The sequence below is a fragment of the Pseudomonas syringae pv. tomato str. DC3000 genome, from assembly GCF_000007805.1.
Taxonomy (GTDB): domain Bacteria; phylum Pseudomonadota; class Gammaproteobacteria; order Pseudomonadales; family Pseudomonadaceae; genus Aquipseudomonas; species Aquipseudomonas avellanae.
This window is the reverse complement of the sequence record NC_004578.1, coordinates 5,356,544-5,368,937: the sequence shown is the minus strand read 5'-3', so window position 1 is coordinate 5,368,937 and position 12,394 is coordinate 5,356,544. Positions and strand designations below refer to the sequence as shown.

At 54.0% G+C, this 12,394-nt stretch carries 9 protein-coding genes and 5 pseudogenes; 11 read left to right on the top strand and 3 right to left on the bottom strand.

Features of this window, described 5'->3' with window-relative positions; all coding sequences use genetic code 11:
* Nucleotides 1-2 precede the first annotated feature (2 nt).
* The 9 genes and pseudogenes from PSPTO_RS24510 (at nucleotide 3) to PSPTO_RS30385 (ending at nucleotide 7,823) form a co-directional block, all read left to right on the top strand.
* On the top strand, nucleotides 3-425 hold the full coding sequence (locus PSPTO_RS24510; protein ID WP_005888823.1) for a hypothetical protein: 423 nt from the start codon (nucleotides 3-5) through the stop codon (nucleotides 423-425).
* Between the two features lie 252 nt (nucleotides 426-677).
* The gene (gene tnpB, locus PSPTO_RS30390; RefSeq protein ID WP_226992660.1) at nucleotides 678-818 is read left to right on the top strand and encodes an IS66 family insertion sequence element accessory protein TnpB; all 141 of its coding nucleotides are present in this window, start codon (nucleotides 678-680) and stop codon (nucleotides 816-818) included.
* 35 nt (nucleotides 819-853) lie between these two features.
* On the top strand, nucleotides 854-1,204 hold the full coding sequence (gene tnpB / locus PSPTO_RS24500) for an IS66 family insertion sequence element accessory protein TnpB (protein WP_226992659.1): 351 nt from the start codon (nucleotides 854-856) through the stop codon (nucleotides 1,202-1,204).
* Between the two features lie 42 nt (nucleotides 1,205-1,246).
* Nucleotides 1,247-1,606: an IS66 family insertion sequence element accessory protein TnpB gene (tnpB, locus tag PSPTO_RS24495; protein ID WP_003409203.1), complete on the top strand. Its 360-nt coding sequence runs from the start codon at nucleotides 1,247-1,249 to the stop codon at nucleotides 1,604-1,606.
* 17 nt (nucleotides 1,607-1,623) lie between these two features.
* Nucleotides 1,624-3,177, top strand: a complete 1,554-nt coding sequence (locus tag PSPTO_RS24490) for an IS66-like element ISPsy5 family transposase (RefSeq protein WP_003409202.1) — start codon at nucleotides 1,624-1,626, stop codon at nucleotides 3,175-3,177.
* An 89-nt stretch (nucleotides 3,178-3,266) separates the two neighbouring features.
* A pseudogene (locus tag PSPTO_RS24485) lies at nucleotides 3,267-3,602 on the top strand (transposase); the annotation flags it as partial.
* A gap of 85 nt (nucleotides 3,603-3,687) precedes the next feature.
* Nucleotides 3,688-6,210, top strand: coding sequence for an ATP-dependent helicase HrpB (gene hrpB / locus PSPTO_RS24480; protein WP_011105140.1), 2,523 nt, complete (start codon nucleotides 3,688-3,690; stop codon nucleotides 6,208-6,210).
* Between the two features lie 478 nt (nucleotides 6,211-6,688).
* A pseudogene (locus tag PSPTO_RS24475) lies at nucleotides 6,689-6,919 on the top strand (phosphoribulokinase); the annotation flags it as partial.
* A 97-nt stretch (nucleotides 6,920-7,016) separates the two neighbouring features.
* Nucleotides 7,017-7,823, top strand: a complete 807-nt coding sequence (locus PSPTO_RS30385; protein WP_226992658.1) for a hypothetical protein — start codon at nucleotides 7,017-7,019, stop codon at nucleotides 7,821-7,823.
* A gap of 778 nt (nucleotides 7,824-8,601) precedes the next feature.
* On the opposite strand, the pseudogene PSPTO_RS24465 reads toward PSPTO_RS30385, so the two are convergent.
* The 3 pseudogenes from PSPTO_RS24465 to PSPTO_RS24455 all read right to left on the bottom strand — a co-directional run.
* A pseudogene (locus PSPTO_RS24465) lies at nucleotides 8,602-8,994 on the bottom strand (hypothetical protein); the annotation flags it as partial.
* Nucleotides 8,995-9,155: 161 nt separating this feature from the next.
* Nucleotides 9,156-9,782: pseudogene (gene xopG / locus PSPTO_RS24460) on the bottom strand (XopG/HopH/AvrPtoH family type III secretion system effector).
* Nucleotides 9,783-9,901: 119 nt separating this feature from the next.
* Nucleotides 9,902-10,465: pseudogene (locus PSPTO_RS24455) on the bottom strand (IS5 family transposase); the annotation flags it as partial.
* 86 nt (nucleotides 10,466-10,551) lie between these two features.
* On the opposite strand from PSPTO_RS24455, the gene istA reads away from it, so the two are divergent.
* A complete protein-coding gene (gene istA / locus PSPTO_RS24450) occupies nucleotides 10,552-11,574 on the top strand; it encodes an IS21-like element ISPsy4 family transposase (protein ID WP_002551322.1) in 1,023 nt (340 codons plus the stop codon).
* Nucleotides 11,571-12,380 carry an IS21-like element ISPsy4 family helper ATPase IstB gene (gene istB / locus PSPTO_RS24445; protein ID WP_005741073.1) on the top strand — a complete coding sequence of 270 codons (810 nt, stop codon included), beginning with the start codon at nucleotides 11,571-11,573 and terminating at the stop codon, nucleotides 12,378-12,380. Before istA ends, istB begins: the two co-directional genes overlap by 4 nt.
* The last annotated feature ends 14 nt before the right edge of the window (nucleotides 12,381-12,394 follow it).

Here is a 12,394-nt window from a genome sequence, read left to right as displayed (position 1 = left end):
GTATGGCCGGTACTGGATTAAATGCTTGCAGGGAGGCTTTCGAGAGACTAAAGCTCGGTCAACCTCGAGTTGCAGCCCATATGGGATTGGATCCTACAAGAATTACTGCAGGTATTGTGAGTTTCGAGGCGGGCTTTGATCGTGGCTATCTGAAAAAAGACCGCAATAATCATAAGCAGTTAATTGCAGAGGTTGAAGCGTATCGCAACAGTTTCGGTACAGTCAGCTCTTCTAAAGCGTTACAAATAAAACGAGCTAATGATAAGGCAACGAAGGCTCATGCCGAGCTCGAAGTTGTGAAAGGCCAGCTTTATCAAGTCATGACGCAGAACATTCAGCTAGTGGAACGCGTGCGTTACCTCGAAGAACAACTGAAGAGCCTTAATAATATTGCTAAGCTGAATGTCACTCAAATACGAAAGTAGCCTCATTGATGAAGTGGTGTGCGCCTCTTCTTTGCAGAGGCAAGGATGTGCCAATAGCCCCATGTTCCGCTTTCTCGTGCCGAAGCTATATGTCAGGCGTCGCCTGATATTGGTTCATGATTTTCCCGTTTTATTTACCTCAAGACCGAACTGCTAATTCAGATCCACCGTATCCGATCCACGAACCCCACATTTCAAGCCACTGGCTGACGCCTGATGCTGTGCTCCCGTTTTCTTTCAGGAGCCAGCACCATGATGCGACCCGACGCCAAAGTCGAGAAAGTCTACCTCTATCCCAAACCCGTGGATTTCAGAAAATCCATCGATGGCTTAGCTGCTTTGGTCGTATCCGATCCACGAACCCCACATTTCAAGCCACTGGCTGACGCCTGATGCTGTGCTCCCGTTTTCTTTCAGGAGCCAGCACCATGATGCGACCCGACGCCAAAGTCGAGAAAGTCTACCTCTATCCCAAACCCGTGGATTTCAGAAAATCCATCGATGGCTTAGCTGCTTTGGTCGAGTTGGATATTAAAGTGGCGGTCTTTGATCCGGTGCTCTTTGTCTTTCTCAACAAATCCCGGAATCGAGTGAAGATTTTGTATTGGGAGCGTAACGGCTTCTGCCTTTGGCTCAAGCGTCTCGAGTCCGAGCGTTTCAAAATCTCGCCAGATGATGTCGACGAAGCCATTGTGCTGACGGTTCAGGAATTGAATTGGCTGCTGGATGGATTTGATCGTATCCGATCCACGAACCCCACATTTCAAGCCACTGGCTGACGCCTGATGCTGTGCTCCCGTTTTCTTTCAGGAGCCAGCACCATGATGCGACCCGACGCCAAAGTCGAGAAAGTCTACCTCTATCCCAAACCCGTGGATTTCAGAAAATCCATCGATGGCTTAGCTGCTTTGGTCGAGTTGGATATTAAAGTGGCGGTCTTTGATCCGGTGCTCTTTGTCTTTCTCAACAAATCCCGGAATCGAGTGAAGATTTTGTATTGGGAGCGTAACGGCTTCTGCCTTTGGCTCAAGCGTCTCGAGTCCGAGCGTTTCAAAATCTCGCCAGATGATGTCGACGAAGCCATTGTGCTGACGGTTCAGGAATTGAATTGGCTGCTGGATGGATTTGATCTGTGGCGCAACCGTCCTCATAAGATTTTGACTCCAAGGTTTGTTGCCTGACGGGTATAATCCAGGGCATGCGACCATTGCCCGACAACCTTCCTGACGATCCCGTATTGCTCAAACAGATGCTGCTTGAGAGCTACGAAGCACGCTCGCGCGAACAGGAAGTTAAAGACGCCTACGCCACTCACATCGTTGATCTCAAAGAGCAGATCAAGCTGCTGCGTGACCGTATTTTTGGTCGAAAGTCCGAACAAACCGTCGAGCCTAATACCCCTCAACTTGCCTTGTTCAATGAACCTGAAAGCGAGCCTATGCTCCCGGTCGGCGATGCTGATGAGGAAGTAGTTGCTCCTGCGCCACGCCGTGGCAAGCGCAAGCCACTGTCGGCTGATCTGCCGCGCATTGAAGTCATCCACGAGCTGCCCGAACACGAACTGACCTGTGCCTGCGGTTGCCGCAAGCATGTCGTCAGCGAGGAAACCAGCGAGCAACTGGATATCGTGCCGATGCAGATTCGGGTGATCAAACACATCCGCAAAGTCTACGGCTGTCGTGGCTGTGAGTCGGCACCGGTCACAGCCGGCAAGCCTGCGCAGTTGATTGAAAAGAGCATGGCCAGCCCCAGCGTGTTGGCCATGCTGCTGACCACCAAGTATGTCGACGGCTTGCCGCTGCATCGTTTTGAAACGGTGCTAAGCCGACATGGCATAGAAATCCCGCGTCAAACGTTGGCCCGCTGGATTATCCAGTGCGGCGAACATTTGCAGCCGCTGTTAAATCTGATGCGTGATCGATTGCTGGAAAGCCCGGTCATCCACTGTGACGAAACCCGCGTTCAGGTACTGAAAGAACCAGATCGAGACCCGACCAGCCAATCCTGGATGTGGGTACAGGCCAGCGGGCCTCCAGATCATAAAGTCGTATTGTTCGACTACACTTCCAGCCGCGCGCAGGACGTACCGTTACGGCTGCTGGAAAGTTATCGCGGCTATGTGATGACTGATGATTACGCGGGCTATAACGCGCTGGCGTTACAACCGGGCGTGGAGCGCTTGGCGTGTATGGCCCATGCGCGGCGCAAATTTGTCGAAGCACAAAAAGTGCAACCTAAGGGCAAGACCGGGCGTGCCGATATCGCGCTGACGATGATCAATAAGCTGTACGGTATCGAGCGCGAATTGAAAGACGGCAGCGACGAACAGCGCTTTACCGGTCGGCAGGAGAAAAGCCTGCCAATCTTGGCTCAGTTGAAAAGCTGGCTGGATAAAACTCAGTCCCACGTGACGCCGCAAAGCGTGCTGGGCAAGGCAGTTGGTTATCTGGCGAATAACTGGAGTCGGCTGAAGCGTTACGTGGAAGCCGGCTTTTTACCGATCGACAACAACCCGGCAGAGCGCGCAATAAAGCCGTTTGTTATTGGGCGCAAAGCCTGGCTGTTCAGCGACACGCCTAAAGGCGCCACCGCCAGTGCACAGATCTATAGCTTGGTCGAGACCGCCAAGGTCAACGGCCAGGAGCCCTATACGTGGCTGCGCCACGTACTGGAGAGGTTGCCACTTGCGCAGTCGGTGGCCGACTATGAGGCGTTGCTGCCGTGGAACTGCTCACCGGAAATGCCAAGATAAACGGAAGCCGCATCTGATGGTAGGTGTGGTTGGTGGATCGCTTACGATCAAGCTGCTGCGTGACCGTATTTTTGGTCGAAAGTCCGAACAAAAGCGTGCTGGGCAAGGCAGTTGGTTATCTGGCGAATAACTGGAGTCGGCTGAAGCGTTACGTGGAAGCCGGCTTTTTACCGATCGACAACAACCCGGCAGAGCGCGCAATAAAGCCGTTTGTTATTGGGCGCAAAGCCTGGCTGTTCAGCGACACGCCTAAAGGCGCCACCGCCAGTGCACAGATCTATAGCTTGGTCGAGACCGCCAAGGTCAACGGCCAGGAGCCCTATACGTGGCTGCGCCACGTACTGGAGAGGTTGCCACTTGCGCAGTCGGTGGCCGACTATGAGGCGTTGCTGCCGTGGAACTGCTCACCGGAAATGCCAAGATAAACGGAAGCCGCATCTGATGGTAGGTGTGGTTGGTGGATCGCTTACGATCCACCGGGTATACTACTCTCTTGATTTGGGAGCTCCGATGATTTCTCTGCCTATCGACCTCGTTTTGCCAGACCTGCGAGAGGCGCTGGTCAACCGCAATGAAGTGATCCTTGAAGCGCCTCCAGGTGCGGGCAAGACCACTCGAGTACCTCTGGCGCTGCTGAACGAATCTTGGCTTGGCGACCAGAAGATCTTGATGCTCGAACCTCGGCGACTGGCCGCTCGGGCCGCTGCTGAACGCTTGGCGAGTGAATTGGGAGAGAAGGTTGGGGAAATTGTCGGCTACCGCATTCGCCTTGAAAGCAAGGTAGGGCCGCGCACTAAGATTGAAGTGGTCACGGAAGGTATCCTGGCTCGCCGGCTCCAAGATGATCCTGCGCTGGATGGTGTTGGCGTGGTCATCTTCGACGAGTATCACCTGCGCAACCTGCACTCTGACCTTGCACTGGCTCTTTGCCTGAGTGGCCGTGACCTGCTACGTGATGACCCACCACTGAAACTGCTCCTGATGTCCGCAACGCTGGAGGGAGCTCGTCTTTCTAAGGTTTTGAACAATGCTCCTGTGATCACCAGTGAAGGCCGGATGTATCCGGTCTCCACGATCTGGGGCAGCCCGTATCAACCGGGTGAGCGTATCGATGCGCGAGTTACGGACACCTGCTTAGCCGCCATCAATGAGCAGCAGGGAAGCATCCTGGTTTTCCTTCCTGGGCAGGCAGAGATTCGTCGAGTAGCCGATTTTCTCGAAGAGCAACTCAGCAACCGTTCAGACGTGACCGTATGCCCGCTGTATGGAGACCTTGATCTCAATGCCCAGCGCGCCGCGATAAATCCGGCACCAACTGGCTCGCGGAAGATCGTTCTGGCCACAAACATTGCTGAGACCAGTTTGACCATCGAAGGCGTAAGAGTGGTCGTGGACAGCGGCCTTGAGCGAGTACCAAAATTCGATCCTCGCAGTGGTATGACTCGCCTCGACACTCAGCGCATCTCGAAGGCCAGCGCTACTCAGCGTATGGGGCGAGCAGGGCGCTTGGAGCCAGGTGTGTGCTATCGCCTATGGTCGGAAACGCAACACGAGCAAATAGCCGGCTACAGCACCCCTGAAATCCTGCAGGCGGATCTCTCAGCCTTGGCACTTCAGTTGGCCCGATGGGGAATGAAGCCAGAGGAAATGACTTGGCTCGACCAACCTCCGTCAGCTCCCTTCGCCCAGGCCAGAGACCTGCTGAAGCGCCTAGGCGCACTCGATGCTGCTGGCCAGCTCACATCGCACGGATCCGCCATGAGCGAGCTTCCAGCGCATCCACGGATCGCTCACCTTCTCATCAAGGGCAATGCGATGGGGCTGGATGACCTTGCGTGCAACATTGCCGCGTTGCTGGGTGAGAAAGATATCCTGCGCGGTGCAGGCGCCGATCTTCACACTAGGCTGAGTGCCTTGTCAGGCGAGCATTACTCACGTCGAGGTGGTGGTTCCTTCCAGCGGGTAAAACAGTCTGCTCGGCAGTATCGATCCCTGCTGCGTGGGAGGGCCGCCAGCCCTGTTAGTGAGCCCGATCACCTAAGGTGGGTAGGGTGCCTACTGGCATTCGCTTACCCTGATCGAATCGGTCTCCAGAGGCGTGCGAATGCCTCTGACTACCGTCTCTCCAACGGGCGGGCTGCTGTGTTCTCAGAGCCTGATGCTCTCACTAAACATGAGTGGCTAGTAGTGGCCGATCTGGGTAGCCGGCAAGGGCAGCGCGAGGAGCGGGTCTACCTTGCGAGCGATCTCGATCCTGCTTTGTTCGATGGCGAGCTGGCTGACCTTGTAGGGTCAGTCGATGAGGTTGACTGGGACGAGAGGGAGGGGGTACTCAAGGCTGAGCGGCAGCTAAAGGTGGGGCAGTTGGTACTGTCCGCAACACCTTTGCCAAGCCTTGATGAGCAAGCTCGTTCGCTAGCCTTGGTCAATCTGGTGAGGCGCAAAGGCATCGAACTTCTGCCTTGGAACCCTGAGTTGCGCCAGTGGCAAGCGCGGGTTGATATGCTGCGTCAGCTGGATATCCAAAATGGCCAAGCAGAAAGCAAGTGGCCTGATCTCAGCGATACCAGCCTTCTAGAAACGCTGGAAAAGTGGCTCGCACCGTACTTGGGCAAAGTCACGAGGCTCAGCCACTTCAGCCACCTGGATCTGTCATCGATTGTCATAAATCTTCTGTCTTGGCCGCTTCCACAGGAGTTGGAGACTCAGGCACCTCTGACCATCCAGGTGCCGTCTGGGTCGAATATCCGAATCGACTATTCGCAGCATCCTCCGATCTTGGCTGTGAGGCTGCAGGAGCTTTTTGGTCTGTCAGATACACCTCGGATTGCCCAAGGTAAACAGCTCCTGACGTTGCATCTTTTGTCGCCGGCGCGGAGGCCTGTACAGGTCACCCAAGATCTAGCCAATTTCTGGCGCAGCACCTACGTGGAAGTGAAGAAGGATCTTAAAGGCAGATACCCAAGACACTACTGGCCCGAAGATCCATTAGTGGCTGAGGCGACGGCCAACGCCAAGCCCCGAAAGTCCTGACCTTCGGGCCAAATCATCCTCACGTCAGGCCCGCTTCTTCGCCTACCGTCGCAGGCAAAATAGCCTAAGGCCATTAGGCGTGGACGTCACATGTGTTTTTCCATGGCCTTGGGCATCAAAAGCGATGGAAGTAGGTGATGGACTCAAGCAATGCGGGGGGCGTACCTATGCCACGCACCTGCAGGCATTGTCTTACACGACTAAGCCGGACGCCACCGATGCGGGTAGCGTCGTAGGCATCACATCCGTCCAGAACCACAATTTCGATCCACCTGATCCTTCGCCGCTTTTTGTACACCCTCCGGTGGTAGCTACTACCGGAGGGTAGCAATCTAGTAAAGTCTAGAGGATCTAATCTGTCTTTCCTTGAGATACTTTATGAACGGTGAGTTAACTGAAGAAGAAATGCGGCGCGCGCTGTTCGGTGAAACTGCTTCCCCTATTCCGGACGTCGCCCCCACACAGGTAGAGGAGGCCGTACTTGACCGGCGACAAACCTGTCTCAGCTGAGTTTGTGGCGTCCGTGCTGTCCCGGCAACTGGATGATTTGGAGCCTACCCTGACACGCCATGGCTATCGCATCAAGGATCTGGTCGAGCAGTTCGACGCCAAGCCTACCGAGATCAAGGCACTGTTTAGTAACGCACTCGATCCGGCTCGCACTACAGAACTGCGCGACTGGATGCTGGCGGCGGGGTTGCCGATCTGAGGCTCGGGCCAGTTGCAGTTGATCTGCCCGAAGCCACGCTTGTCGCAGGCCATTGCAGGTAGCATTGCAGGACAGCGCATTCAGCTAAAGAGCAGCCATGAAAGTAGGGATAGCAGTAACAATTACATTCGGGGCTTTTGTTAAGTGGATGCCGAACTCAGATACCGGCAAAGACAAAAGCCAAGACATATACAAATTTTCGCAGGGGGCTGCGATAATAGAGCAGTTCGGGAATGCCCATCTGCGCAGAGTAAAGCTCTGGCGTCGTCCACGTTTGCGGGGAACCAAATCCGCCTCAAAGTCCACTCAAGCCTACGTCATAGGAAGATACAATAAGGGATCGGAGTTTCGAGCAGCAGAGCTATTGTGCAGAACTTGTGAGCGCCGTCATTGTGCTATGGATCAATTTTTAGAGGCCGGCATGCAAACCTATATACCCTATCCAAAAAACCCTCCCACCGTTGGTACAGTTCTGCTGACTTCCTATGGCTCATTCGCCCATGAAAACGAGATACCTAAATCTTGTGCTGCCGACGCTTTAAGAGTAGGCAAAGAGCTCGCTGATGGTTTCGATGGCGAGGTTCATCATCTAGGCGCTCTGATGCTGATGATTTCCGACTTTCCAGCAGAGCCGCTGCTGAAAGCATCTGCTGCTAAGAAAGGTTCTTTGCTAGGAATTACTTCGCTTGGCTACCTATTATCCTATGGATCTACTGGTGAAAAAGCGAAGCGAATCATCGAAGCAGGTTGTGGTATTTTTCTCGTCAGAGTGAGTGGTGATATTGAAAACCCTAAAGCAAAAATTGAAGTTTATAGCTCTTGGTCTGAATACCAGAAGTTCCTTGAACCCATTTTGAAGACAGGTGACTTTTATCCAGTGAAAACGTCGTCGTTTTCCGAATAACAGTTATTGAGGGCTGGGTTGGAATCCGGCACAAAAACGTCGCCGTTACAGGTCTAAAAAGGGGATCATTGCCACTCGATGCGCGACCGGCGCAGGCCGGGCAGCCATGAAACTGCGAGGCATCAACCTATACTCTCAGCACCAATGCAAGCTTGTATTGGTCGCTGGTTTCGGTCTGCACGTACGCCTCAAGCGTTGTCCGTAAACCCTCGTGCTGCTTGGTCGGCTCGATAAAGCCACCGTCTGGTGGACTCCAAAATCATCGATTTTTCAGTCGCATTTAATCTTGGTCGGCCGCGCTCTATTGCAGGTCGAAGCGGATGAATGCGGGTTCGTTTGCAGTCAACACTGGTTCGCGGAGCCAGATAGACTCAATTAATGTCGGTCGAAAAACGCGATGATTACAGGTCGGCGCCATTTCGATTGCAGATCGTTACAGCTACAGACTGCTATTTGGTCACCAACGAACGCCCCCGGCTCTTTACGACAAACTGGCCAGCAGCTTTAAAGTCATGGTCACACTGACCTGCATCGGAATATGCTTGCGGGCTGACTTTTCAGACAACCCTAGCACACGGCAAGGAGGATAAGACGGCAAAGGTTCGTGTGTAGTATTCAAAACCCTACACATCGAGAGGGCAGCTAGAAAAAGAATATGCTTCGTCACCGGCTCAGCTGACAGGCATGACAGAGTGACCACCAAGTATTGTCTTCACTCTGCCAGGCCATCGTCGCTGCCAAACAAGGAGGCCTGTTTCCTGTAGGCATTTGCCGTGGGTCAATCCGGGACTGCCGTCGACTGGACAAGCGCAGATTTGGATAAAGCGGACATCAATAATTTTGCTTTCTCTGGATGCGTTACATCATCTGGACCTACTTGCTCTAGAACACCAAATCCCTCTGAGTGTGTAGCTTTGGGTTTAAAGAGCAGTTTCGCCGCGCCCGGGACTGAGGCCATTAATGTCAGAAGATCATACAGGTTTAGCTCCGTCACTTTAGGCCAGATATCATCAAACGACCTCTCTTTATTTTTATCCATCTGTGCTGCTTCAATCTGTGCATTCGGCATGAACGTCCGAAAGAACCACGAGTCATCCAACCCAGGAAGCAATCCAGCTTGAATACCTTCCCAGAGGCCTTTCAACGCACTCTTCTGAACGTCTCTCAGGTATTGGTCTACTGGGTGTGCAAGCATCTCGCGCTGTGCAGAAGTCAATAACGTTGGCGCACTTTTCGATCGCTCCAAAGCTGGGCTGCTCATACTTTTTTGCTGAGGAAGTGCTGATTACACGCTACTTTCCGATGGGGTACGTGATATCTGTTTTGATTGATCTAGGATGAGGCGTGAAGTGGTACAGACTGTGGTGATAGAGGCAGCCCGTGTTCAGCACGGATGGAGTTCTCTGAAGGCTTTTTTGTAACTGAATAACGATAATTCTCTAGTCCAGCGGCGTGCAGCTCCTCTTTGCCAGAACCTGTCCGGGGATTATAGCGGGCCCCGTCATCGGCTAAGGAACTGCCACTCAAAATATGTCGAGCATTGACAAACTCATGAGCCAATGTCGTTATCTTGTCCACATTGTCCATTCCGAGGTGTAACGGCGAGCTATTTTGGTTTAAGCGGATACTTGCTTTGTTTGGTGATCAGCTAATAATCGCATTGCTTCCTTCGCCCTTAGTAAAGGTTCCCTTTCGTGAAAGGTGTGATGCAATGCACTTATTCTCGGTGAGATCTTTTGGTTTGTACTTTTCCAGTTGTCTCCTGCTCAGAACAGGTTCCGTATAGCATTGGTTATTTATTTCAATCTCTTTTAGGGTTATTTTTCTTTCTTTTTGACTGCTAAGGGTAGATATTTTTCGCAAAAGTTTATCGCCAGAGGGACCTGCGTTGGTATGGTCCAGCGCCTCCTCTGCCTTTTCTTTGAAAGCGTTCGCTGCAGTAAGATCATTGCTAAGGATGCTCCGATCAACTTGCTACGCAGCGGCGGCGAGTCGCAATTTGCCCGGCACCCAGCGCTATTTGCTGAAAATGGCCTGATGCAACGCGCGTTGAGGGCGTTTCCGCCCGGTTTTCCGTGTTAAACGCGCAACTCACCCATACCCATCAGCTGTTTTCGAGCCATCCACAGATTCGACAGGGCGAACAGCGTGGTCAGCTGAGCTGTGTTTTTCATCAGCCCACGAAAGCGCACTTTCACATAGCCAAACTGACGCTTGATTACCCGAAACGGATGCTCGACCTTGGCCCGTGTCTGAGCTTTGCAGTACTCGATCTTGCGCTTGGCCTTGTAGAGCACGCTGCGTTTATTGAGCCTGGAATACGTGCTGCGCCGCGCCGCGATTTGCCAGATGACCTCACGACTTTCATGCTCTTCACGCTTCTCGACACCGGTGTATCCAGCGTCTGCATACACCGCGCTTTCTTCGCCGTGGAGCAGTTCGGCGACCTGCGTGACATCGGCCACATTGGCCGCAGTGCCATGAACATGATGAACCAGTCCCGACTCCGCATCGGCGCCGATATGCGCCTTCATGCCGAAGAAGTATTGGTTACCTTTCTTCGTCTGATGCATCTCGGGATCACGCTTTCCTTCCTCGTTCTTGGTCGAGCAAGGGGCATGAATGATGGTGGCATCGACGATGTGTCACCGCCACTGTAAAAATGACCCCCTAACGCCAACCTAGAATTGACCCCCCTGGGTAAAACTGGCGGCTTTGAGCTGCCAATATGTTGACCCAGGAGCAGTCTGTGGAAATTAAAGTGTTGGCCCGTCAGGGCCATGGCATCAAATTCATCGCCCGTGAGCTGGGTATTTCGCGTAACACCGTGCGCAAGTACCTGCGAAAGGCCCGGTCGCTACCCAGTGACAAGGTGAGACCCGCACGTCCGTGCAAAATCGACCCCTTCAAGGACTACCTGCACGAGCGTATTGAGGCGGCGCGCCCACACTGGATTCCGGCGACCGTCCTGCTGCGTGAGATCACGGCATTGGGGTACAGCGGCGGCGTCAGTCGTCTGAAGGCTTATATTCGCCCCTTCAAACGTAAGGCAGAAGAGCCGGTGGTACGTTTCGAGACACTGCCCGGCAAGCAGATACAGGTGGACTTCACCACCATTCGACGAGGCCGTCAGCCGCTTAAGGCGTTCGTGGCGACACTTGGTTTTAGTCGAGCAAGCTTTGTCCGTTTCTCCGAGCGAGAGGACAGCGAAGCCTGGCTGACAGGGCTTCGGGAGGCGTTCGCTTACTTTGGCGGCGTGCCCGAGCAGGCATTGTTTGATAACGCCGGAACCATCATCACCGAGCGAGATGCTTTTGGGGAGGGCCAGCACCGTTGGCATCCCCGATTGGCTGCGCTGGCCGATGAGTTTGGTTTTATTCCCAAGGTCTGCCGCCCTTACCGTGCCCAGACCAAGGGCAAGGTTGAGCGCTTCAACGGGTATCTGAAGGGCAGTTTCATTACCCCGTTGGCCGCTACGCTCAAGAGTGCGGGTCTGACGCTGGATGTGGTGACGGCCAACGCACATATCGGCCAATGGCTCGACGAAGTCGCTCATCAGCGGATTCACGGCACGACGGGTGTTCAACCGGCGGTACGTCTGGCCCAAGAGCAGCAGGTACTATTACCACTGCCAACACAGAGCCTGCGCCCACAACCCGCCCAAGGCCTACGCCTGGGACGGGTCCTGCCGTACGAGAGCTTGCAGCATCCGCTGTCGGTTTATGAGCAACTGCTGGAGGTGAGAGCATGAACCTTCAACATGCTCGCCTGACAGAACTATGCAAGGGGCTAAAGCTTGAGCGCGTCGGGGTGGACTGGCCGCACCTGGCCCAACAAGCAGCAAGCGGCGAAGACAGCTTTGCCGACTTCCTCGAAAAGCTGCTGGCTGCCGAGACCGATGCCCGAAGTGAACGCTCTCGACAGGCCCTGCTGAAAACTGCCGCGCTGCCCGCTGTGAAAACGCTGGAGCAATACGACTTCGCGTTTGCCACCGGCGTCCCCCGGGCACAGCTCCAGGAGCTGGCAGCACTGAGTTTTGTTGGACGTGCCGAGAACATCGTGTTCCTGGGGCCTAGTGGTGTAGGCAAGAGCCACCTGGCTATCGCCCTGGCCTACCGGGCAGTGATGGCCGGTATCAAAACCCGCTTCGTCACGGCGGCTGACTTGATGCTGCAACTGACCGCTGCGCACCGCCAGGAACGGCTCAAGGAATACTTCAGTCGTGTGGTGATGGCCCCTGGGTTGTTGGTCATCGATGAAATCGGCTACCTGCCGTTTGGTCGTGATGAAGCCAACCTGTTCTTCAATGTTGTCGCCAAGCGCTACGAGCAAGGCAGCCTGATCCTCACGAGTAACTTGCCGTTTACCCAGTGGGCCGGAACCTTTGCGGATGATCAAACACTGACAGCGGCCATGCTGGACAGGCTGTTACATCATGCCCATATCGTGCAGATGACAGGTGAAAGCTATCGACTCAAGGACAAGCGCAAAGCAGGAACCAAATCTTCTCGGGCCGAACCGGCTCGAAAATATGAACCCGAGGGGGGTCAAAACTAAGTTGGCGATTTAGC